Origin of the sequence: Spiroplasma litorale, from assembly GCF_001267155.1 — a bacterium.
Lineage (GTDB): Bacteria > Bacillota_I > Bacilli_A > Mycoplasmatales > Mycoplasmataceae > Spiroplasma_A > Spiroplasma_A litorale.
In genome coordinates, this window is sequence record NZ_CP012357.1 from 70406 (window position 1) to 93986 (window position 23581).

Genomic DNA, 23581 nt, shown 5'->3' on the forward strand with positions numbered 1-23581 from the left:
TAGAGGAAGTATTTATGGAACATTTAATTTCATATTTAAAAAAAAACGAACAGACGACACTAAACGATATTTTAAACCACTTTAATAACAAAGAAGAAGTAACTAATATTTTAAAAAAACTTAAAGAGGATTATAAAATAGGTTGAACTAACGATAATAAAATATATTATATAGATGAAAAATTTAAAATAGGTTCAATTAGAATAAATGACAAAGGGTTTGGTTTTGTAAAAAATTATAACAATCTAGAAGAAGATTTTTTTGTTGCGCCTAATTCATTAAATGGTTGTATTACTTCTGATGAAGTTATTTACACTATCGAAAAGGAAAGCGACGATAGAACAAAAGCAAATATTGAAGGTATATCTAGCAGGGTAAAAACTTCATTAGTTGGGGAATTAGTTAAAAGTAAATGTGGCCGTTTTATTGATTTAATTCCTAGCGAGCAAGGTTTTAAAAATTATAGAATAGTAATGATAAATCAAAAAGATTTTAGACTTAAACCTGATTTAATATTAAAGGTTAAAATCCTTGATGTTAGAGATAAAAAATTATTTGTTAAAATACAAAAAATTATTGGGAACTCAAATAAGGCTGTGGATAGAATTATATCAATAGCCTATGAGTTTAATATAAAACCAGATTTCAATCCACTTGTATTAAGACAGGCTGATGAAGTTGCTGTTCCAATAAATTATAATGATTATGAAATTAAGAGGAGGCTTAAGGATTCAATTATAGATAAATGTCTAGTTACAATTGATGGAGAAGACTCAAAAGATTTAGATGATGCAATATATGTAGAAAAAACTTTAACCGGTTATAAATTGTTTGTTGCAATAGCGGATGTTTCATACTATGTAAGACCATTTACAGAACTTGATAATAGCGCATTGTTTAAAGGTAACTCGGTTTATTTAGCTAATAAAGTTATTCCAATGCTACCTGAGAAATTATCAAATGGTGTCTGTAGTTTAAATCCAAATGAAGAGAAACTTTGTATGGTTGCAGAGATTTTATTTGACAATAATGGTAAAGTAGTTAATAAAAAAGTATATGAATCAATAATGATTTCAAAAGCAAGATTGACTTATAAAGAAGTTAACAGTATATTTGAAGGTCAAAACCCAAATAATAGAAATGGGGAAGTTCTTGAAATGCTTGAAAATGCTAAAGAATTACATTTAGCAATAGAAAAAGAAAGGATTTCAAGAGGATCTATTGAATTTGAAATATCAGAACCTAAAATAATTTTAGATAAAGAGTTTAATGTTGTAAATATAATAAAAAGATCACGTGGAATAAGTGAAAAATTGATTGAAAATTTTATGGTTAGTGCAAACGAAGCAGTAGCAACAATAATTTTTCAAAAAGAATATCCACTTATTTATAGGAATCATGATATTCCAAAAGAAGATAGTTTAAAGGAATGGTATGCTTCTCTAAAGGCTTTAGGGATTAATGCTAAGATGAATGAATTAGAAAAATTAAACCCAAAAAAAATCCAAAGTGCTCTAAAGGAAATTGAATTACAAGTAAAAGACGAAACTGAAAGAGAAGTTATAAATATCACTTTGCTTAGGTTTATGGAAAAGGCTGAATATGGATTAGATAATATTGGTCATTTTGGTCTGGCAAGTGATTGTTATACTCATTTTACGTCTCCAATTAGAAGATATAGTGATTTGCTAGTTCATAGATATTTAAAACAATATTTGGTAGAAAAAGACTTTAAAGAGAATAAACTTAAAAATAATGAAAAATTTATATCAAAAGCTTCAAACATTATTAATGAAACCGAAAGAAATGCTGTATCAGCTGAAAGAGAAGTTAATAAAGTTTGTATGTGCGAATATATGAAAGATAAAGTGAATATAGAATATTCAGGTGTAATTTCTGCTGTATTAAAGTTTGGTATTTTTGTGCAACTTTCTAATTGTGTTGAAGGTCTTGTGCATATTTCAGAATTAAAAGATTACGTCTATGATACAGAAAAAAGTATTATGATAAATAAAAATAATAATACATTGAGATTAGGTCAAATTATTAAAATAAGAGTTAAAAATGCAGATGTAAAAAAAAGAGTAATTGATTTTGAACTTGTTGGTTAAGAGGTTAGTATGGGAGAGCATGTATTATTAAAAAATAAGAAAGCTTATTTCAATTATCATATATTAGAGACTTATGAAGCAGGTATAGTTTTAACTGGACCAGAAATAAAATCAATAAGAGAAAAAAATGTTTCAATAGATGAATCTTTTATTTTGATAAGACGAGGCATACCAGAAATATTAAATATGAACATAAAAAAATATGAGTTTGCAAATAATGTTAAATTTGACTCAACAAGAAATAGAGTGCTTCTTTTACATAAAAAAGAAATAAAAAAAATTATTAAGCAAGTTATGTTAGAAAAGTTAACTATAGTTCCTTTAAAATTATATTTAAAAGGTAATTATGCAAAATTAGAAATTGGCCTTGGCAAAGGAAAAAAACTTTATGACAAAAGAGAGGTTATAAAAAAAAGAGAGGTAGAAAGAAGGATTAAAAAAATATAAATAATTTATATATTAAAAACAAGGTAATAGTAAACCGTTGTTTTAAAAACAAAATATATTTTTAATATTTGTTTTTTATTTAATTATTTAAAAAAAATAATTATAAATGTTTTATAATTATCTTATGGGGGTGTCCCGGTCTCGACAGGATATTTTCACCCATAGTTGCAGTGGTTTGGTAGACCTTAATACTTCTAGGTTTGATAAAATGCAAACGAAAACAAAAATGAATTTGAAATGCCAGCATTTATGATCAATAATGCATCAGCTGGAGTTGCTTTAGCAGCTTAATAAGTTTTTATACTTATAGCATTCAACGTTAGTAAATGTGTTTATGCTTCATTTAATGACGTATTACCTAGCATAATAGATTAACTAATTGTGAGAGAGTTAATCGAAAATAACTTCACAAAATCTATAAATTATTTTTGTTAGTTTTATTTTTTATGGATAATTAAAAACTATCTAAACTGTAGACGCTATGGGTTGGAGTATTTTGGACGCGGGTTCGATTCCCGCCATCTCCACCATTTTTTTTTGCAAAATTGAAGAAAAAGAAAGGCTAGTGATTGTTTTGGATATTTTGTCTACAATATTGATTATTCTTTCTTTTTCTTTAATTTCAATTATTTTTTATATGTTTGCTTGAGGTTTTTCAAGACACATATTTAAAAAAATCTATATATATTACCAACTATTCTTGGGAGTAATTTTTGGTTTTCTTTCAACCTTTATAGTTGCAATTATTAGTATTATTACAGCGGACAAAAAAGTTTTATATTTAACATTATTTTTACCTATTATTTCATATTGGGTTTCAATTATTTTTATAAGTTGGTATGCCTCTATTGGAATAATAACTTGAAACTTATTAAATCTATTATTATTTTCAAGTTTATTTTCTCAATATTTTGGGATATTAGATGAAAACTATTCAAAGACACTTGTTTCAATTTTGTATATATTGCCATTTATAGGTAGTATTTTAAAATATTACTTATTTAAAAAATTATCTTCATGGTATATTTGCACTGTAGTCATATTTATTGCATTTTTAATTGTTTTAATTTGAAATATAATATACAGTAATTTTTCAGAAATTAAAGATAAGAGTTTGTATGTGATATTAGTTCTTATAGCATTATATTTAACATATTTGATTTGTCAAACAATTGATAAAATTTATATTCATGCATTAAAACTTCAAAATATTGTTGTTTATGAAAATCAATACTATTTAAATTATTCATCATCAAATTCACAAATCTTAAATTTAATTAGCCAAGAAAAAGTTAGGTATGGAATATATTCAAATTTTTATATTGCTGAATTTGATAAACTTGAAAAAAAGGTGAGTAACAATATAAAGGATTATATCTTTAATAGTATTGCAACTAGTGCATACAAAAGTATAAGTGAAAAATTTAAAAAAGTTATATTTTTTAAAACTAACTATAAAACATTTGGTGTATTTATTCCAATAGAAAATTTGTCAAATGATATTAAAAAAACTCCGGAGTTAACAAAACTATTTAACACTTTAATCAGTTTACAAACAATATTTTTAATAAAGAGTTATAAAATTAAAATAAACATTAGATCGGTTTCAAGCTTCTATGGAGTCCATTCAAACGATTTAAATAACTTAAATGACTTGAATAATTATATGATTAAAAATCAACTACTAATTATTGAAGAGAGTCACACAATTGCAAATCCAAGTGAAATATTAATTGAAAAAAATAAATTAAGAAAAATTTCATCATTGAATGAAGTTGTGAATTTAAACTTACACACTACTTTATACGAACCTATTTACAATTTAGAAAAAAAAGATTTTAGTGGGTATTTTTTAAATGGAATAATAAATGGTGAAGAATTAAATTCGCAAACTTTTTATAAAACCAAAAAGTTAATTGATGATATGGGTTTAACAAGTTTATTTTTAAGATACCTATCATTGAGTTCTCTTAAAGATTACTCAAGAAAAATAGGTACAGATAAATTTGATAAATTAATTTTTGTAAATTATGACAGCGACTATTTATCAAGCTCATCATTCGATAAAGACGAGTTTATATTAAAATTAAAAAATTTAAAAATAAATTTAAAAAATTTAGTTTTAAATTTTGAAATTAACAAAGAGATTAATAGTAAAGCTACCTTAAAAAATAATATAATGTTTTTGAAAAGCAATAATATAAAAACTTCAATCTCTAATTTTGGAAATGAATTAACAGATTATAGTCTTATTCAATGTTATGAACCAGACTTTATATTTTTAGAAAGTGAACTTTCAAAATCGGCACAAGCAATTGATAACCACAAAAAAGTAATAGAAGGATTAATAACAATTGCAAAAAAAATTGAAGCACTTCTTATTGCAACCAATGTAAATAGTTATATAATATACAAAAGGTTAAAAGAAATTGGACTAAAAAATTTTTTAGGTAGTCTAATGGGGAGTTCTTCTGATTTAAAAAAATACATATCAGAAGAATTAAATTATTTATTGACAAAATAAAGGATGGAACATGGGTACAGATTCGAAAAAGATTGAAATATTAAAATTACTAAAATTACATATAGAGAAGCATGACATAAATTCAATTAGAGAACTTGCTGATAAATATTATCCATTTGATATTGCAGAAGCGATGTTTGAATTAGATGAAAACAACATTGTGCTTATTTTGAGATTATTAACAACTGATCAAAGTGCTGAAATTTTCCCTTATCTTGATCCAGAGATACAAGAAAAAGTAATCACTGTTATGAATTCAAAAGAAGTAAAAGAAATTTTTGAAAATCTTTATACTGATGATATAGTTGATATTTTAGAAGAGATGCCTTCGAATATTGTTAAAAAAATTCTAAGATCATCTACTCCAGAATCTAGAGAACAACTTAATACTATTCTTAAATATGACGACGACACAGTTGGTAGCATAATGAATGTTGAATATATACGTTTTAGAGATATATGAACAATTAAAGAATGTATAAGCGAGCTAAAGATTAAACAAGATATAATAGAAGAACAAAATACTTTCTTTATTGTTGATAAATTAAACAATTTAAAGGGTGTAATTGACATGAAGTCATTATTGTTTGAAAAACCAGAAACAATAGTTAGTGAAGTTATGGATGAAAGATTCATTTCAGCATATACAAGAGATCATCAAGAGTCTGTTATAGACTTATTTAAAAAATATGAATTAACAATCATACCAGTTACAAATAGTCAAAATAAATTAGTTGGAGTAGTAACAGTAGATGATGTTTTTGATGTTATTGAAGAAGAAGCTACTGAAGATATTCATAAAATGGCTGCAATTACGCCAACTGAGGATGAGTATTTTAAAACTAGTATTTGAAAAATGATGAAATCGAGATGTATATGACTTGTAATACTAATGACTGTTGCAACCTTGACTCAAACAATTATATTTTTATTTTTAAATTTATTTATAAAAAAAAGTAATTTAAGCAATGAGTTACTTGACGTAAAAGGCGGACTATTCTTCATTGTCTTAATGATATTGCCTGTAACAAATGTTATATCAAGCACTTCTGGTAATAGTGTAATTCAGTCCTCAACAATGGTAGTAAGGGCAATATCTTTAAAAGAAGTTTCAAACAGAGATTTAGGAAGAGTTCTTTGAAAAGAACTTAGAGTATCATTGATTACAGGAATGGTATTAATAGTTATAAATTTAATTAGATCATTAGTTTTTTATGCAATTCAGTATAGAGGGGATGTATCAAGTAGCATTATTTGATATACAATTGCAATAACATCTATTTCTTTATTTTTATGTTTAATATTTTCAAAACTTGTCGGAGGTTCTTTGCCTATAATTGCTGAAAAATTTAAAATCGATCCAGCTATTATGGCATCGCCAGTATTATCAACCTTTATAGATATGGTATCAACAAGTATATTCTTTGGTATTACATATGTGTTTTATATTAATTTTATAATTATGTAGGAGAAAAATGAGATTAAGAAATAAAAATTGAACATCTGAATATATTGAGCTAAATAAAAAATGAGTTTTACAAGAAGAAGATTATATAAATTGTTTAAATAAATTTGATAATGATTATGATATACACCTTGAAATAGGATGCGGTAAAGGAAACTTCGTAATTAATAAATCAGAAAATAATGAAAAAATTAACTACATTGCATTAGAAAAAGAAAGAACAGTCATAGGAGTTGCGTTAAAAAAATCTATAGAGTATTTTGGGTCTTTTAAACAAAACTTAAGATTTCTAAACTTGAACGCGGATAAACTAAGCTCTTTCTTCGCAAAAAAACAAATATCAAAAATATATTTAAATTTTTCTGACCCATGACCTAAAAAAAGACACTCAAAATATAGATTAACTAACGTTAAATACCTTGACATATATTTTGATATTTTATTAAAAAAAAGTACAATAGAAATCAAAACAGATAATGAAGGTCTTTATAACTTTACATTAGAAGAAGCTATTAAATCAAAATTTAAATTATTGTATAACAATGATGATTTATATTCAGATTTAAAAGAATTAGAAAATAATACTCAGACAGAATATGAAGTTAAATTTAATGCTATGGGAAAAAAAATAAAGAAAATTATTCTTTTGAAAGAGTAATATGTTCTTTATTTTTTTTGTAGTAAGTAATATAAGCATTTTTGAACTCTTTATTTTCATTTATTAAATAAAGAGTTATAGAAGTGTATAAGAAAAAATAAGTAATGTTTATTAAAAAAATTATTAAATAAACTCAAAACGTTTCTCTTGCATAAGAAGATCACGTTGATTTAATAATTAACGGACCACTAGATAGTTCAATAAAAAAGGCACAAATTGTAAATAAAATAGTAAATAAATAGTTAAATAGCGATTTTATAACTGTTACTTCATAATCACTTGATTCGTCATCTTTTGTAACTTCAATATTATAAAATAAACTTATAGATGACTTACTTAAATTTAAACAAGTTGATATAAAATATATAAGTATATAGTTTAGAACAAAAACGCAACAAAATATAATTTTGTTATGTTTTTCTATTGGTATCACAAGAATTATAATTAATGATATTATAATTAATGTAAAAACAACAGAACCAAATCAAAGTATAGGTTTTTTAATATTCTTTTGAATTAAGTTAAAGTCCATAATTTCACCTAGAAATGATTATAATATAAATCATTCCAATATTTAAATAATTAAATATTTAAAATAATTTGATACAAAAATACAATATAATTAAAAAAAAGGAGAAATTTATGACACCTCATATTAACTCAAAAAAAGACGAAATTGCTAAAATAGTGCTCATGCCGGGCGATCCGCTGAGAGCTAAAAAAATAGCAGAGACGTTTTTAAAAGACTATAAACTAGTTAATGATGTTAGAAACATGTATATCTATACTGGATTTTATAAAGATGTTAAAATTACTATTGCTGGTAGTGGTATGGGTTGTCCTAGTATCGGTATTTATTCTTATGAACTTTTTAAGTTTTATGATGTTGATTGCATAATTCGAGTAGGTTCAGCTGGTAGTTATAATAAAAATATAAATGTTTACGATATATATAATGTAAAATCAGCATTTGGAGAAAACAATTATGCTAAAATTGCCGGAAACATTAATGATAATATAATAAAATCGAGTGAAGAAGTTTTTAATACAATAGAAGAGACTTCTAAAAAGCTTGATATAAAATTGCATAGTGGTATAGCGCATTCTTCTGATGTGTTCTATAGAATGGGTGACTCAATTGAGTTTGCAAAAAGTAAAAATCTAGACGTAGTTGAAATGGAATCGTTTGCTTTATTTGCAAATGCAATAATAACAAATAAAAAAGCAGGATGTCTATTAACTATTTCAGATAGTTTTATTACCAAAGAAGCCACAACTTCTGAAGAGAGACAAAATAAGTTTATGAAGATGTGTGAACTTGCTTTAGAATCTTCAATTTCTCTATTAAAAAACAATATTTAAGAAATTTATAATAAAATTTTAAAAAAATAAATAAAAAAGTGTAAATTAATATTTAAAAAGGTAAAATTTTAAATAGAGTTTTTTTACACTCCTGGGGGCTAAACATATGACAAATACAAAAAACATATCAAATGAAATATCATCAATAATATCAGTTGAAAATAATGATTTGAAAAATGAAAATGCAAATATGAGTGGAGATACACCAAGTGGAAAAATGATGAAATTTGCATCAATTACTGCAAAAGAATACGCACTTGAAAACTTACTAGATAAAAAACACTCAGATTTACATAGACAATCAATTATTCACATACATGATCTTGATTACTATGCTACAAAATCTGCAACTTGTGTACAGTACAATATAGAAGAAATATTTAAAGATGGATTTTATACAAGAAATGGACACATAAGAGAACCAAAATCAATTGCAGTTTATGCTGAACTTGCTGCAATAGTTTTTCAAACTGCTCAAAACGAAATGCATGGAGGACAAGCAATCCCAGCATTTGATTTTTTCATGGCAAAAGGTGTATCAAAATCTTTTAATAAAAGATTATTTGAAAATGTAGTTTCATATCTAGAAATAACTGAATCAAAATATGATGAAAAAGTTTTAAAAGATAAAATAAACAGCTCTGATTTTATAAAATTTGAAAATACTAATCCAAATCAACTAATGGATTTATTATCACAATTTAGCATCCCAGAAAAAACAATAAAAAAACTTATTGAAAATGCAAATAAAAAAGTAAGTTCTGATACAGATCAAGCAATGGAAGGTTTCATTTATAATTTGAATACCCAACACTCTAGAGGTGGTAATCAAGTTGTATTCTCATCAATTAACATTGGAACTGATACTTCTAATGAAGGTAGACAAGTTATAAAATCTTTATTTAAAGCTTTAAGAAATGGATTAGGAAATGGAGAAACTTCAATATTCCCAATAGTAATATTTAAAGTTAAAGATGGACTAAACTTTTCTCAAAATGATAAAAAAAGAGCAGATAGTTTAAATCAAAAAGATTGAAAAAATGTTAATGATTGAGAAACAAAAAACTTTGATTTATTTTTAGACGCTCTTGAAACCACAAGTACTAGATTATTTCCAAACTTTATGTTTTTAGACCAACCATATAATATGCATGAAAAATGAAATATAAACGATCCAAATAGATGGATGTATGAGCCCGCAACAATGGGATGTCGTACAAGAGTTTTTGAGAATATAAGAGGCGAAAAAACAAGTGTAGGGAGAGGTAACCTATCATTTACTTCTTTAAATTTACCTTTCATAGCCTTAGAACTGCTAGAAGATAAAGGTTTAATTTCAAATAATTATATTGATCGTGAAAGAACCAATAGAGAAGAAATTAAAGAAGAGTTTTTAACAAAAATAAAAGAATTATCTAATGAGGTTTGCCAACAATTATATAATAGATATAAATTCCAAATATCTGCAATAGCAAAAGAGTTCCCTTTCTTAATGAGAAATAATGTATTAACAGGAGGGCAATCACTAAAAGCTAACGACAGCGTTGAAGATGTTTTTGTTAAAGGAACATTAACTATTGGATTTGTAGGATTAGCAGAAGCATTGAAAGCTTTGATAGGTGTTCACCATGGTGAAAGTGAAGAAGCGCAAGAATTTGGTATTGAAATTGTTAAGGAAATGAATAAAGTTTCTGAATTTTGAAAACAAAAAACTGAGCTTAATTACGGTGTAATTGCAACTCCCGCAGAATCAGTGGCAGGAAGAATGGCAAAAGTTACAAAATCAAGATTTGGTTCAATAAGTGAAATTACAACAAGAGATTACTTTACAAACTCAAATCATGTACCAGTTTACTATAATATATCAGCTTATAAAAAAATTCAAAAAGAAGCTGCATATCATAAATGAACTTTAGGTGGAAACATAAGTTATATTGAGCTTGATGGAGAAGCAAAGAAAAACTTACACGCAATTTTGTCAGTTGTTGATTATATGAAAAATAATGGTATTAATTATGGTAGTTTAAACCACCCAGTTGATAGATGTAAAAAATGTCACTATACTTCATTGATACAATTAAATTGTCCAAAATGTGGGGCAAACGATATTTCAAGAACAAGAAGAATTACAGGATATCTTGTTGGTGACTTGGATGGATGAAATTCAGGTAAACAAGCCGAAGAAAGAGAAAGAGTGAAACATTTAAAACAAGAAAATGAAAATTCTTAAAATCTTTAAAGAAACAATTAGTGATGGTCCGGGTATTAGGTATTCTATATATGTTGCAGGTTGCTTACATGCATGTAAAGGGTGTCACAACTTACTTAGTTGAAGTTTTAAATTAGGAAAAAACTTTGATAAAGAATATGAAGAACAAATATTAAAAGATTTAAAAGAAAACCCTTTACTAAGTGGTGTTACATTTTCGGGTGGTGATCCAATGTTTAGTTCTAAAGAGGTCTACTTTTTAATTAAAAGAATTAAAGAAGAAACTGGTTTAAATATCTGAGTTTATACTGGATTCACAATTGATGAAATAATTCAACAACGTAATAATGGTGAAGATGAATTATATAGATATAAAATTTTAAAGATAATTGATGTTTTAGTTGATGGAAGATGAGTTCAAGAACTATATGACCCCCAACTAGACTTTAGAGGTAGTAGTAATCAGAGATTAATAAATACAAAAGAATGACTTAAAGAGAAAAAACTTATTTAATAAACTAAAGACCTTTTAAATTAGAGGTCTTTTTAATGAAATGGGGTAATTAATGCTTATACTCGCAATAGAATCAAGCTGTGACGAATTTAGTGTTGCAATAATGAAAGATAAAAAAATTGTTGCAAATATAATATCGAGTCAAATAAAAGATCATGTAATTTATGGTGGAGTTGTACCAGAATTAGCATCAAGATTGCACGTAGAAAACTTTTCTAGTGTTATAATAAATGCATTATCAGATTCAAATGTAAAAATAAATGAAATTCAATACATTGCATATACTGATAAACCAGGTCTTATAGGAAGCTTAATCATTGGAAGATTAGTTGCTAAAACACTTGGATTATACTTAAATATACCAACTATGGCTTTAAATCATATGGAAGGCCACATTTATTCAGCAAATATTGAAAATAAATTCGAATACCCTGTTTTATCATTGGTTGTTAGTGGTGGACATACACAAATTCAATACTTGGAAAAACCACTTAGTTTTGAAGTTATTGGAACAACTGTTGATGATGCAATTGGGGAGTGTTTTGATAAAGTTGCAAGACAGCTCGGTCTATCTTATCCAGGAGGACCTGAAATTGATAAGTTATCGATTGATGGTGACGAAAATGCATACAAGTTTCCAGAAATAAATTTAGTAGACAAATATAACTATTCATTTTCTGGATTAAAAACAGCCAGTTTAAACATTATTAGCAAAAGCAAAAAAGATAATAGTTTTAATCTAAAAAACTTCTGCGCTTCTTTTCAAAAAGCGGCAATTAATTATCTGGTTAAAAATTTTGAAAAGGCAATAATCGAATACAAACCTAGGTCAATTAGTTTAGCTGGTGGAGTTAGTGCTAATAAAGTTTTAAGAAATAGAATTTTTTCCATTGGAAACAAGTATAATATATTTAAGATACTGGTACCAGACTTAAAATATTGTACTGATAATGCAGCAATGATTGCAGAATTATGTAATGAGTATATTAACTATAACAATTAAAACAGAAGGAGATAAACATGAGGTCATTTTTAAGTAAGTTGACTACTATTGATGAGAATGATTTGACAATCAAAGAAAAAAAAATAGTAGATTTTATTAAGGGACATTTAAAGGAAATTGTAGATACAAATATGAAAATAGAAAGAATGGCGCAAGAAGCAGGAACTGGTTATAGTGCTATATACGGACTATTAAAAAAATTAAACATTAAAGGTTTTAGAGATTTTGCTATATCACTAGCAAATGATGTTGAAAATCAAAAAATTAATGTTGCCAAAAACGACGAAAATGTTGTACAAGGCTATATAAATATAATTAAACAAAACTATGCATTAATTGAAAAAAAAGATATATTCCAAACATTAACAGTTTTAAAAAACTCATCAAGAGCATTTATTTGTTATTGAGAAAACTTATTATCTGGTCCAGCACAAGAGCTATCAAACTTTCTTTACAAAAATAATTTAGATACTTTTTTATTAGATAGTGATCAAGATACACTAACTCAAAGAACAGAAAGTTCTAAAGAAAATGATGTTTTTATATTTTTTACAAGATATGGAAACTCAAGTCGACTAGACAAATTTATTACTGAAATTGGTAAAAAAAATAGAAAAATAATTTATATATCTGGTAAGGTTGCTTCACCAAATATAGTAGAGTACTTATCATCAATACATACATTGATTGTTGATAATCCAGATGAATTAATCTACAAAGGGCATATATCAAATTCAGTCCCATTTAATTATCTAAACGATTTATTAATTTATCACTATATGAATTCTGAGGGTTAGGAAAAAAACAATGAGTCTAGACATAGTAAAAGTTATACCATATTTTTCTGAAAAAATATGGGGTGGAAGCGAATTAAAAAAATACGGGTTTGAAATAGGGGATAGAAAAGTTGGAGAAGCTTGATTAATAAGTGCACATCCAAATGGTATGTCTTATGTTAATTTTAATAATAATAAAATTTCACTAATAGATTTTTATAATCAAAATAAATCATTTTTTGGATATTATAATAAAGAATTTCCAATACTTGCAAAAATAATTACAGCAAATGATTATTTATCTGTACAGGTACATCCAAGTGACGAATATGCTAAGAAAAAACATAATTCATTAGGTAAACCAGAAAGTTGATATATTATGGATTGTAAAAAAGATTCAAATTTAATTTATGGGCATAATGCAAGCTCCTTAAAAGAATTTGAAATTGCAATTAAAGAGAATAAATGAAATGATATTTTAAAAAAAGAAGAAATTAATGTTGGAGATTTTTTATATGTTGAACCTGGAAAAATTCATGCAATAACACCAAATGTAACAGTTTTTGAACTACAAAGATCAAGCGATATTACATATAGACTTTATGACTATGATAGATTAGAAAACAATAAAAAAAGAGAATTGCACATTGAAGACTCACTAAATAATATATCAGTGCCAGACTCAGATGATTTTATAATAAGAAATAAAGATAATTTTGATTTTGAATCAGAGTATTTTTTGATTAAAAAGTTAAAAATAAATGGTAGCTTCAAATTCGAAAAACCAAATACTGACTACTGAATTAATATTACTATAATCAACGGTGAAGGCGTAATTAATGGTGTAGATTTTAAATGTGGAGAGTCTGCGGTATGTAATTCAAATGTTAAACTTTTTGAAATTACTGGGAAATTAGAGATTATATTTTATTGGGTAAATAGATAATTATGGAACAAAGATATTATTATTTAACAGCAGCTGTAATATTCCTTGTAATTTCAATTATTTTATTTTTAGTTGATTTTTTTCTAAAAAGAAAAAAAACAACTGTTTCATCAACTTTACAAGTTAAAGATAAAGGAGTGTGAGGTTTCACTAAAGCCCACATACTTCAATATTCGGCAATCTTTTGTTTGGTTATGTGTATTGGAAGTTTTTTTGGTTTTTTACTATAAGTTGATATATTTTTTAATAGGTCTATAATTAATTATGGATAAGGAGAAAATATATGGAAGAGAAAATAAAAAAACAAACAGTTAAGAAGTCTTTCAAAGAAAGTGTTAAAAGTTTCACAAGTGGAATAATGCCTACACTTTCTAAACTTAGCAAGGCCTTCTTATTACCAATTGCTCTTTTACCAATTGCTGGGATTTTTTTAGGTGTTGGCGCTACCATTGCTAACGCTTGTATATATACTGGTGATCAAGATGGAATTGGTTATGTTATATTAAATGGTTCTTTAGTAACAGAAGGTATGCAAGGACTTTATTTTTTTGGTAAAGTTTTAAATACAATGGGTGATGTCGCATTTGGAAATCTACCTGTATTATTTTGTATATCAGTTGCTATTGCTTATACAAATGACTCAGGTGTTGCAGCTATTACATCTGTTGTTGGATTTCTAGCATTTAATGGTTTGCAATCTGCTTTATTAATATCATCAAAATACACTGATACATACAGTGTTCTTTGATACAGTAATGTTAGCAAAAACTTAATAACACCAAATTTAGGGATTGATTCATTAAACACAGGTGTTTTTGCTGCAATATTTGTTGGTGCAATATCTGCTTGGATGTATAACAAGTTTCATAAAACGCAGTTACCATCAGCATTTAGTTTCTTTTCGGGATCTAAATTAGTACCAATAATAACTTTTATGGCTGTAATACCATTAGCATTTATATTTTTAATAGTTTGACCCCCACTAGGTAAAGGTTTGGCTTGGTTTGGTGAAAACTCTGGAAAATTACCTATGGGTACTGATTCATTCATTTATGAAATATTGGAAAGATCATTAGTTCCATTTGGTTTACATCATGTTTTCTATGCTCCATTATGATGGTCTGCTGCAGGTGGAGATCTAGAGCAATTATTAGAAAATAACTCAGATTTTGTTTTACACACAGGTCAAAAAGCTGGAGAATTACTAAGCGAACTTAGAAATAAAGGTTTAGCAATCCCCAAAGGTGATCAAACTATTATGTATTGAGTAATTGCTCATCAAGATTTAATTAATTTTAAAGATATTGAAAGTATGGGATTAAATTTAGGTAGATTCCAATCAGGAAAATTTGCATTTATGATGTTTGGTTTACCAATGGCAGCAATTGCAATGTGATTAAATGTTCCTAAAGAAAATAGAAAAAAAGTTATGGGAATTTATTTCTCTGCTGCGTTTACAAGTTTCTTAACTGGAATTACTGAACCAATAGAATTTACTTTCTTATTCTTGGCACCATGGTTGTTCTATTTGGTACATATGCCATTAGCTTCAATTTCATTTTTATTAACAGGACTAATGAAAACCCACACCTCAATGACAGTTTCAGGAGGATTCATTGATTACATTGTATTTGGTTTAATTCCATTTAAAGCTGGAACTAACCCACTACATATATTGTGAATAGGTCTAATAATGGCACCTGCATATTTCTTTAGTTTCTATTTTGCAGTAAAATTTGGTAAAGTTATGGTACCAGGTAGAGATGGTTCAAATCTATCAAATCTATTTACAAAAAAAGATTTTAAAGAAAAAGCAAGTGGTTCAAAAAACAAAGCACACATTGAAAAAGCAACTAAAATATTAGAATTTTTAGGTGGATGAGAGAATGTTGAAAATGTTGACTCATGTGCTTCAAGGTTAAGAGTGACAGTAAAAGATTCATCGATTGTAAATGGTGATGGAATAAAATCACTTGGTGGATGCAATGGTGTAATTATAAGGGGGAAAAGCATTCAAGCAGTTTACGGTGGGGAACAGGAAGTTTTAAAACCTTATTTAAAAGAATTAATAGAAAAACAAAAAAGTGAATAGTATATATAATAAAAAAAGATTTCAAAATCTTTTTTTATTATATAAAATATATATGTTTAAGGAGAATTGATAATGAATATAAACCAATTAGTAAAAGATAAAAAATTAAAAAATGATGATATTGTTAGTTTTACAGCAAGAGTGAGAACTAATAGAGCAGGTAAATCAGTTGGTTTTTTGGTTGTTAATGATGGATCAACCATATTAGATTTGCAAATAGTATATAAAGACTCTCTTAAAAACTTTGCAGAACTTTCTCAATTGAGAATAAGTTCTGTGATAAATATAAATGGAAAAATTCTATTAACACCTGAAAAAGAACAAAAACTTGAGGTGCAAGCATCTGAAATAGAGATATTAAGCAGTGCAAGTTTAGATTATCCTCTTCAAAAAAAAGAGCACTCTTTAGAATTTTTACGAGAGATATCACATTTAAGACCAAGAACTAAAACATTCCAATCAATATTCAAAATTAGATCATCTGCTGCATTTGCAATTCATAAGTTTTTCCAAGAAGACGGTTTTGTATATGTTAACTCACCAATCATTACTGAAAATGATGCGGAAGGAGCTGGAGAATCTTTTATTGTAACAACATTAGATAACGGAGATTATCCAAAAGATTTTTTTGGTAAAAAAGCTTGTTTAACAGTTTCTGGTCAGTTAAATGCAGAAGCATATGCACAAGCATTTAAAAAAGTTTATACATTCGGACCAACTTTTAGAGCTGAAAACTCAAACACTTCAAAACACGCTGCAGAGTTTTGAATGATTGAACCAGAAGTCGCATTCGAAGATTTAAAATATAATATCGACTTAATTGAGAATATGGTTAAATATGTTATAAATTATATTTTCGAAGTATGTAAAGAAGAACTAGAATTTTGTGATTCTAATTTGGAAAACGGATTAATTGATAAATTAAACCTAGTTAGAAACTCAAATTTTGAAAAAATAACATATACAGAAGCGATAAAAATCTTACAAGATGCAGTAAAAAATAATCATGAGTTTGAAGAAAGTGACATAAAATTTGGTTTGGATTTAGGTACAGAGCATGAAAGATTTATATGTGAAAAACACTTTAAAAGACCAATTTTTATAACTGACTATCCAAAAGAAATTAAAGCATTTTATATGAAACTAAACCCTGACGATAAAACAGTGGCCGCAACAGACCTATTAGTTCCAGGTATTGGTGAATTGGTTGGCGGAAGTCAAAGAGAAGATGATTTTGATAAATTATCAAAAAGATGTAAAGATTTAGGAATTGATACAGATTCTTTATCATGATATAACGACCTAAGAAAATATGGTTATTATAAATCAGCTGGATTTGGTCTTGGTTTTGAAAGATTGATTATGTATATAACAGGGGCAGGTAATATAAGAGATGTAATACCGTTCCCAAGAACCCCAAAAAACCTACTATTTTAATAGTAGGTTTTTTATAATTTACAATAAATAATAGAAAAATTTACAAATATATATAAAAAGAATTATAATAATTCTTAGGAGGAACTTATGAAAGAATTTGAAGATTTGTTTAAAAAAGCGCGTGAGTCATTTGAAGAATTTTCTCAATTTACTCAAGAAAAAGTTGATTATATATTTAAAAAAGCTGCATTAGCAGCAAACGAGAACAGGATTCACTTGGCTAAGTTAGCTAAAGAAGAAACAAAAATGGGGATCATAGAAGATAAAATCTTAAAAAATCACTATGCTAGTGAGTTTATTTATAATAAGTATAAAGATTTAAAAACTGTGGGTACATTTTACTCAAATGATCCAGGGGGTATTGATAAAGTTTATGAACCAATTGGTGTTGTAGGAGCTGTAATACCAACAACAAACCCAACATCTACAGCAATATTTAAATGTTTATTATGTATTAAAACAAGAAACACAATTATAATTTCACCTCACCCAGGTGCAAAAAAAAGTACAATTGAAGCTGCTAAAATTGTTTTAGAAGCTGCTGTTAAAGCTGGTGCTCCGAAAAATATTATCGGATGAATTGAAAACCCTTCTCTAGAAGGAACAGAATATGTAATGAAAAATTCAGATATTATTTTAGCAACTGGTGGACCAGGAATGGTTAAGGCAGCTTATTCTTCTGGAGTGCCTGCAATTGGTGTTGGTGCTGGGAATGCACCTGCAATAATTGATGATTCAGCAGACTTAGAACTTGCAACTTCATCAATTGTTCAGTCTAATACATTTGATAATGGTGTTGTTTGTGCAACAGAAAACTCAGTAGTTGTATTGGAGTCTGTCTATGATAAAGTTGTAAGTTTATTTGAAAAGAAAAATACTTATATCGTGACAAAAGAAGAGGAAAAAAATAAGTTTAGAAAAGCAATGTTTAAAGAAGGTAAGTTTGGACTTCTTAATTCAGAGTTAGTTGGTAGAAGTGCTTTAGATGTAGCAAAACTTGTAGGAATAAAAGTACCAGAAACAACAAGATTTATTTTAGTTGAAACAGAAAGCACAGAATATGATGAAGCATTAGTTCATGAAAAATTGTCTACATACGCTTCTTTATACAAAGCAAAAGATTTTGATGATGCAATTAAAAAATCTAAAAATATATTAAAATTAGGTCCTGGACATACAGCGTCATTATTTATAAATAGAAAATCTTCAATTGAAAAAGTTGAAAAATTTAAAACTTTAAATCCGGGTAGACTTTTAATTAACTCTCCTTCTTCACTAGGTGGTGTTGGAGACATGTATAACTTTATGTTAGAGCCAAGTCTTACATTAGGTTGTGGAACAAAAGGTGGTAACTCATATTCACAAAATGTTACTCCTTTAAACTTATTGAACGTAAAATCATTAGTGGAGAGAAGAGAAAATATGCAATGACTAAGATTACCAGAAAGAATTTATCATAAGTTTGGATCACTTGAGGTTGCTCTTGAAGATTTAAAAGATTGAAATATAAAAAATGTTTTTATAGTTACTGATAAAATTATTAACCAATTGTATGGTAAAAGAGTAACTTCAAAATTAGATGATTTGAATATCAAGTATACTATTTTTGATGATGTTGAACCAAACCCAATGCTTTCAACAACACTACGTGGATCAAAAATGTTAGAAAATATTAAAGCGGATGCAATAATTGGTATCGGTGGTGGATCATCAATGGATGCTGCAAAATTAATGTGATTATATTATGAGAGCGAAGAAGAAGTTGATTTCAAAGATCTTGCTGTAACATTTGCTGACATAAGAAAAAGAATAGTTAGATATCCAAACACAGGTAGAAAAGCAAAAATGATTTGTATACCAACAACTTCAGGAACTGGATCTGAAGTAACACCATTCTCAGTTATAACAGATGATAAAGATCATAAAAAATATCCTTTAGCAGATTACTCACTTACACCTAACATGGCTATAATTGATCCATCATTAACAATGACTGTCCCAAAAGGAGCAACAAATGCGCCTGCATTAGATGCTTTGACCCACTGTTTAGAATCATATGTTTCAGTTATGGCAACTGAATATACAGATTCTTATGCTTTACAAGGTGCAAAAAATATAATCGAATATTTACCAAGAGCTTATAAAGATGGAGCAACAGATAAAGAAGCAAGAGAAAAAGTTATGAATGGTGCAGCATTTGCGGGATTATCATTTGCAAACGCATTTTTAGGTATAGTTCACTCATTATCACATAAAATTGGTGGATATCACAATGTTATCCATGGTGCTGCAAACGCAATTCTTTTACCTTATGTAATTAGATATAATGCAGCTTGTGTTCTTGAAGGTGGTAAACAAGGATACTTCTCTCAATATGAAACACAAAACTCAATGGAAAAATATGCTTCTTTAGCAAAATTTATTGGATTAAAAGGTAAAAGTGATGAAGAACTTGTTGACGCATTAATTGATAAAGTAAGAGCTTTAACAAAAGAAGTTGAATTAAAAACTAACTTTAAAGATTATGGTGTTGATGAAAAAGCATTTCTTAATACATTAGATAAAATGTCTGAAGATGCTTTTGATGATCAATGTACAGGAGCTAACCCACGCTACCCATTAATTGAAGACATTAAACAACTATATATGGATGCATATTACGGAAAAGATATTAAAAAATTTTCAAAATAATTAAAAAAACCTTTCAATAAGGTTTTTTTTGAAATTAATTGCAAATTATAAAATATATTAAAAAAATTATAAATTTTTAGAAAAAATTCTAAAAAGGTCTATAATATATAACAAAGGAGATATTATGAGATTTAAAGAATGAGAAGATTTTCAACCCGGTGAATGGGTTGATGAAGTTGACGTTAGAAGCTTCATCCAAAGAAATTATACACCTTATACTGGTGATGACTCTTTTTTAAAAGGTCCAACCGAAAACACTAATAAATTATGAGCTAAAATAATGGAACTTACTAAAAAAGAGAGAGAAGCAGGAGGAGTTTTAGATGTTGATACAGATATACCATCTACAATTACCTCACATGCTGCAGGGTTTATAGATAAAAAACTTGAAAAAGTAGTAGGATTACAAACAGATAAACCCTTTAAAAGAGCATTAATGCCATGAGGTGGTATTAATATGGCAATTCAGGCAAATGAATCATATGGATTTACAGTGTCTGATAGAGTAAAAGAAATATTTACTAAATATAGAAAGACTCACAACCAAGGTGTTTTTGATGCATACACACCTGATATGAGAAAAATACGTAGAAGTCATATTGTTACTGGACTACCTGACGCATATGGAAGAGGTAGAATTATTGGAGATTACAGAAGGTTAGCCCTATATGGATCAGATTTTTTAATACAACAAAAAATTAAAGATTCATACTTAATTGACGGTGAAATGACAGAAGATAAAATTAAGCTACGTGAAGAAATTACAGAACAAATAAATGCATTAAAAGATATTACAAAAATGGCAGAATCATATGGTTTTGATGTTTCTAAACCAGCTAAAGATGCACACGAAGCATTTAACTTTACATATTTAGCTTATCTTGCTGCAATTAAACAAAACAATGGTGCTGCAGAATCATTTGGTAGAACAGCAACATTTTTAGATATTTATATTGAAAGAGATTTTAAAAAAGGAATTTTAACTGAGGAAAAAGCTCAAGAACTTGTTGACCACTTAGTTATGAAATTAAGAATAGTTAAATTTGCTCGTACTCCTGCATATAACCAAATATTTTCAGGAGACCCTGTTTGAGCAACTGAATCAATTGGTGGAATAGGTTTAGATGGACGAACACTTGTTACAAAAAACTGTTTTAGATATATTCACACCCTTTCAAATATGGGACCTTCACCAGAACCAAACTTAACTATATTGTGATCAAATAATTTGCCTAATAAATTTAAAGAATTTTGTTCAAAATATTCAATTATGTTTTCATCAATGCAATATGAAAATGATGACATAATGAGAACAACTCATGGGGATGACTATGCAATAGCTTGTTGTGTTTCTCCAATGAAAGTTGGAAAACAAATGCAATTCTTTGGTGCAAGAACAAACTTGGCAAAAACATTATTATATGCAATTAATGGTGGTAAGGATGAATTACTAAAAGAACAAATTACACCAATTTTTGAACCAATTCAAACAGGTGATGGTCAATTAGATTATGAAGAAGTTTGAAAAAAATTCGATAATATGATGGGGTGAGTTGCTGAGAAATATGTAAATACACTTAATGTTATTCATTATATGCACGACAAATATTATTATGAAAGTGCAGAAATGTGTTTCTATGATACAGATGTACATAGATTCTTTGCTACTGGAATTGCAGGATTATCAGTTGTAGCAGACTCTTTATCAGCTATAAAATACGCTAAAGTTTTCCCAGTAAGAGATGAACACGGTATTGTGACATCATATAGAACTGAAGGTGACTTCCCTAAATATGGTAATGATGATGATAGAGTAGATGACATTGCAAAAGAAGTTGTAAAAGTATTTATGAATAAAGTAAGATCACATAAAACTTACAGAGGTTCTGAAGCAACAATGTCAGTTCTTACAATTACATCAAATGTTGTATATGGTAAATCAACAGGAGATACACCTTGTGGTAGACGTTATCCAGAAGCGTTTGCACCAGGAGCCAACCCAATGCATGGTAGAGATTGTTCGGGAGCAGTTGCTTCATTAGCTTCAGTTTCAAAAATTCCATTTAAACATGCAGCAGATGGTATATCAAATACTTTCTCAGTTATTCCTAATGCATTAGGAAAAGATGAAGATTTAGTAATAACAGGAGAAATTAAAGTTTCTGGAAAATTACCAAAATAGTAAAAAATTAACTTAAAAGTTATATAATATATATAGGTATAAATGTTAAAGGAGAAATAATATGAAAACAAAAGCATCACAACAACAAGTTGAAAACCTAGTAAATATGTTAGATGGATATATGGGACACGGTGGTCACCATTTAAATGTAAATGTTTTAGATAGAGAAATATTGAGAGACGCACAAAAACACCCAGAACAATATCCACAATTAACAATCAGAGTTTCAGGTTATGCAGTTAACTTTGTAAAATTAACTAAAGAACAACAAGAAGAAGTTATTTCAAGAACTTTCCATGAATCAATGTAATTAAAGAGGACTTCGTCCTCTTTTTTAGGTAACAACAATGGAAGAAAAAGAAATTGTAGGTTACTACAACAGTATTGAAACTTTTGGTGCTGTTGATGGTCCTGGATTAAGACTAGTTATATTTTTGCAAGGCTGCTTATTAAGGTGTAAGTATTGTCATAACCCTGAAACTTTAGAATTTAAAAAAGATAAAATTATTACTATTGACGAAGTGATTAAATTATATGAAAAAAATAAATCATTTTATGCCCATGGAGGTGTCACTTTATCTGGTGGTGAAGCAACAACTCAGATCGATTTTTGTATTGCACTTTTTAAAAAACTAAAAGAATTAAATATAAACACATGCTTAGATACGTGTTTTGGAACATTCAATGAAATTGAAAAAATTAAATCCAAATGAAGAGAACTTTTAAAATATACTGATTTAGTATTAGCTGATTTAAAACATATTGATAATGAAAAGCATATTAGTTTAACTTCAAGACCAAATACAAATATATTAGAAGCAATAAAATTTGTTGACGAATGTAATACCAAGATGTGAATAAGGCATGTTCTTGTTCCAGGGTGAACAGATGATAAAGATGATCTTATAAAAATGGCCGAGTTTGTTAAAGGGCTTAACAATGTTGAACGATTTGAAATGCTACCATATCACAATATGATGATACCCAAATATGAAAACCTAAAAATGAAATTTTATCTCAAAGATGTAACTCCTCCAAAAAAAGAATATGTTGTAGAATGTAGAAAAATAATTGAAAACGTTCTTAAATCATAATATATATAAAAAACTGTATTTTTTATTACAGTTTTTTATTTTTGAAAATATGAACATATTAAATATTTTA

19 protein-coding genes and 1 other RNA gene are annotated in these 23581 nt (G+C 27.4%); 18 read left to right on the forward strand and 2 right to left on the reverse strand.

Features of this window, described 5'->3' with window-relative positions:
* The first annotated feature begins 14 nt into the window (after positions 1 to 14).
* The 6 genes from rnr (at position 15) to trmB (ending at position 7205) form a co-directional block, all read left to right on the forward strand.
* Entirely contained in the window at positions 15 to 2111 is a 2097-nt protein-coding gene (gene rnr / locus SLITO_RS00350) for a ribonuclease R (protein WP_075057836.1), read from the forward strand.
* A 9-nt stretch (positions 2112 to 2120) separates the two neighbouring features.
* Positions 2121 to 2558, forward strand: a complete 438-nt coding sequence (gene smpB, locus SLITO_RS00355; protein WP_075057837.1) for an SsrA-binding protein SmpB — start codon at positions 2121 to 2123, stop codon at positions 2556 to 2558.
* 126 nt (positions 2559 to 2684) lie between these two features.
* Positions 2685 to 3088, forward strand: a transfer-messenger RNA (tmRNA) gene (gene ssrA / locus SLITO_RS00360).
* Positions 3040 to 5082: an EAL domain-containing protein gene (locus SLITO_RS05760; RefSeq protein ID WP_158500609.1), complete on the forward strand. Its 2043-nt coding sequence runs from the start codon at positions 3040 to 3042 to the stop codon at positions 5080 to 5082. Before ssrA ends, SLITO_RS05760 begins: the two co-directional genes overlap by 49 nt.
* A 10-nt stretch (positions 5083 to 5092) precedes the next feature.
* Complete coding sequence (gene mgtE, locus SLITO_RS05765) at positions 5093 to 6550, forward strand: magnesium transporter (RefSeq protein WP_083433312.1); 1458 nt, start codon at positions 5093 to 5095, stop codon at positions 6548 to 6550.
* 7 nt (positions 6551 to 6557) lie between these two features.
* A complete protein-coding gene (gene trmB / locus SLITO_RS00380; protein WP_075057838.1) occupies positions 6558 to 7205 on the forward strand; it encodes a tRNA (guanosine(46)-N7)-methyltransferase TrmB in 648 nt (215 codons plus the stop codon).
* Here the strand turns inward: trmB and SLITO_RS00385 are convergent.
* Entirely contained in the window at positions 7186 to 7737 is a 552-nt protein-coding gene (locus SLITO_RS00385) for a hypothetical protein (protein WP_075057839.1), read from the reverse strand. The genes trmB and SLITO_RS00385 overlap by 20 nt on opposite strands.
* A gap of 110 nt (positions 7738 to 7847) precedes the next feature.
* Here SLITO_RS00385 and deoD point away from each other — a divergent pair, with 110 nt between their 5' ends.
* From deoD to SLITO_RS00415, 6 genes are all read left to right on the forward strand, one after another.
* Complete coding sequence (gene deoD, locus SLITO_RS00390; RefSeq protein WP_075057840.1) at positions 7848 to 8567, forward strand: purine-nucleoside phosphorylase; 720 nt, start codon at positions 7848 to 7850, stop codon at positions 8565 to 8567.
* Positions 8568 to 8673: 106 nt separating this feature from the next.
* Complete coding sequence (locus tag SLITO_RS00395; protein ID WP_075057841.1) at positions 8674 to 10797, forward strand: anaerobic ribonucleoside triphosphate reductase; 2124 nt, start codon at positions 8674 to 8676, stop codon at positions 10795 to 10797.
* A complete protein-coding gene (gene nrdG, locus SLITO_RS00400) occupies positions 10784 to 11290 on the forward strand; it encodes an anaerobic ribonucleoside-triphosphate reductase activating protein (RefSeq protein ID WP_075057842.1) in 507 nt (168 codons plus the stop codon). The genes SLITO_RS00395 and nrdG overlap by 14 nt, the downstream gene beginning before the upstream one ends.
* A 52-nt stretch (positions 11291 to 11342) precedes the next feature.
* Positions 11343 to 12293, forward strand: a complete 951-nt coding sequence (gene tsaD, locus SLITO_RS00405; RefSeq protein WP_075057843.1) for a tRNA (adenosine(37)-N6)-threonylcarbamoyltransferase complex transferase subunit TsaD — start codon at positions 11343 to 11345, stop codon at positions 12291 to 12293.
* Between the two features lie 17 nt (positions 12294 to 12310).
* On the forward strand, positions 12311 to 13090 hold the full coding sequence (locus SLITO_RS00410) for a MurR/RpiR family transcriptional regulator (protein ID WP_075057844.1): 780 nt from the start codon (positions 12311 to 12313) through the stop codon (positions 13088 to 13090).
* A gap of 10 nt (positions 13091 to 13100) precedes the next feature.
* Positions 13101 to 14015 carry a type I phosphomannose isomerase catalytic subunit gene (locus SLITO_RS00415; protein ID WP_075057845.1) on the forward strand — a complete coding sequence of 305 codons (915 nt, stop codon included), beginning with the start codon at positions 13101 to 13103 and terminating at the stop codon, positions 14013 to 14015.
* Between the two features lie 19 nt (positions 14016 to 14034).
* Here the strand turns inward: SLITO_RS00415 and SLITO_RS06145 are convergent, their stop codons facing one another.
* Positions 14035 to 14166 carry a hypothetical protein gene (locus SLITO_RS06145; RefSeq protein WP_268794773.1) on the reverse strand — a complete coding sequence of 44 codons (132 nt, stop codon included), beginning with the start codon at positions 14164 to 14166 and terminating at the stop codon, positions 14035 to 14037.
* A 132-nt stretch (positions 14167 to 14298) separates the two neighbouring features.
* On the opposite strand from SLITO_RS06145, the gene SLITO_RS00425 reads away from it, so the two are divergent.
* The 6 genes from SLITO_RS00425 (at position 14299) to pflA (ending at position 23511) form a co-directional block, all read left to right on the forward strand.
* Complete coding sequence (locus SLITO_RS00425; RefSeq protein WP_075057847.1) at positions 14299 to 16107, forward strand: PTS transporter subunit EIIC; 1809 nt, start codon at positions 14299 to 14301, stop codon at positions 16105 to 16107.
* Positions 16108 to 16179: 72 nt separating this feature from the next.
* Positions 16180 to 17544 (forward strand): asparagine--tRNA ligase, encoded by a 1365-nt coding sequence (gene asnS / locus SLITO_RS00430; protein WP_075057848.1) that lies wholly within the window; start codon positions 16180 to 16182, stop codon positions 17542 to 17544.
* An 87-nt stretch (positions 17545 to 17631) separates the two neighbouring features.
* Positions 17632 to 20235, forward strand: coding sequence for a bifunctional acetaldehyde-CoA/alcohol dehydrogenase (gene adhE / locus SLITO_RS00435; RefSeq protein WP_075057849.1), 2604 nt, complete (start codon positions 17632 to 17634; stop codon positions 20233 to 20235).
* Positions 20236 to 20359: 124 nt separating this feature from the next.
* Positions 20360 to 22417 (forward strand): formate C-acetyltransferase, encoded by a 2058-nt coding sequence (gene pflB, locus SLITO_RS00440; protein WP_075057850.1) that lies wholly within the window; start codon positions 20360 to 20362, stop codon positions 22415 to 22417.
* A 61-nt stretch (positions 22418 to 22478) separates the two neighbouring features.
* A complete protein-coding gene (locus tag SLITO_RS06150) occupies positions 22479 to 22727 on the forward strand; it encodes a glycine radical domain-containing protein (protein WP_075057851.1) in 249 nt (82 codons plus the stop codon).
* Between the two features lie 37 nt (positions 22728 to 22764).
* The gene (gene pflA, locus SLITO_RS00450) at positions 22765 to 23511 is read left to right on the forward strand and encodes a pyruvate formate-lyase-activating protein (protein ID WP_075057852.1); all 747 of its coding nucleotides are present in this window, start codon (positions 22765 to 22767) and stop codon (positions 23509 to 23511) included.
* Positions 23512 to 23581: the final 70 nt, after the last annotated feature.